This window comes from Pseudoalteromonas sp. 78C3 (genome assembly GCF_002836695.1).
GTDB lineage: Bacteria > Pseudomonadota > Gammaproteobacteria > Enterobacterales > Alteromonadaceae > Pseudoalteromonas > Pseudoalteromonas arctica.
This window is the reverse complement of the sequence record NZ_PJAV01000038.1, coordinates 1-1334: the sequence shown is the minus strand read 5'-3', so window position 1 is coordinate 1334 and position 1334 is coordinate 1. Positions and strand designations below refer to the sequence as shown.

General features: G+C 40.0%; 2 protein-coding genes. Both read right to left on the bottom strand.

Going from position 1 to position 1334, the window contains the following annotated elements; all coding sequences use genetic code 11:
• A partial coding sequence (pseI, locus tag CXF76_RS00695) for a pseudaminic acid synthase (protein WP_101162808.1) occupies nt 1–782 on the bottom strand: 782 nt, incomplete at its 3' end.
• A 7-nt stretch (nt 783–789) separates the two neighbouring features.
• Nucleotides 790–1334: GNAT family N-acetyltransferase (locus tag CXF76_RS00690; protein WP_198551837.1), on the bottom strand; the 545-nt coding region annotated here is incomplete at its 5' end.

Genomic DNA, 1334 nt, shown 5'->3' with positions numbered 1-1334 from the left:
TGTAATAACTCTGGCTTTTCTAGTGAGAAACTATCATCCGGTCCACCACCATCTCTATTAAGCGTTACATGCTTTTCTATTAAGCATGCGCCTAACGCCACTGATGTAATAGCCGTCGTATTATCAATAGTATGGTCTGATAGACCCGTTAATACATCAAAACGTGTGGCCATATCTGCAACAGTCGCCAAATTATAATCGCCTGATGGCGCTGGGTAACCACTTACACAATGCAGTACAACAAGCTCTTTACACCCTGCATTTTTTGCTGTTTCTACTGCTTCACGTATTTCTTCTTCGTTCGCCATACCCGTTGAGATAATCATTGGCTTACCAGTCTTCGCAACATACTCGATTAATGGTAAATCGATGGCTTCAAATGACGCTATTTTGTACGCAGGAGCACCAAGCTCTTCGAGTAAATCAACGGCAGTAAAGTCAAACGGCGAGCTAAAAATAGTGATACCTAACTCTTTGGCTTTTTCAAATAAAGGTTTATGCCATTCCCACGGCATGTGCGCTTCTTCATATAAGTCATACAGTGTTTTACCATCCCACAACCCACCTTTAATTAAGAATTCAGGGTTATCGCTTTTCATTGTTATGGTATCAGGGCGATAAGTTTGCAGCTTCATTGCATCTGCACCACACTCTTTTGCCATTTCCATTATTTTGTAGGCATTTTCGATATCACCGTTATGATTCGCTGACATTTCAGCAATGATATACGGCGCATAGCCAGGGCCAATTTTTCTGTTATCGATAGTAATAAATTTATTCATAAATCCCTCACTCCACAGGTTGTCGAGTAAATTGCTCTTCATTAATTCGTTGGTAGCCAGCTCGGCTAAACAAAGCTTGTGATGCTGCATTTTCTTTTAGTACAACAGCATGTATAATTTTTGTAGGATGTAATATATCTACTTGTTTTAAAGCTAGTTTCGCAACCCCTTTACCAAAGTGCTCTGGTGCTATAAAGATGGAAATGGTATACGTATCTACGGCTGTCATATCTAACCTGACTACACCTACAGGAGTCGTTTTTTCATCTGTGCTATTGGTTAGCTCAATGACATAAAAGTAGTCATTTTTACTTGCTAGCTTTTTAGTCATCCAAGCCCGATGCTCAGCCAAACTCGGAACGTCTTTATTAAGTGCATAACGACGTGTTTCGGGTTTACATTGCCAAGCATACACCTGTTCAACATCAAGCTGTGTCGCTAATCTTAGGGTTAGTGAACCGCTAAATAATTGAGTAATATGCTTCATTAATCGCTTAACACCTTGCCCATCACATAACTGCAGGTTTATTGTTCGCATTTTTGAATAGTCTG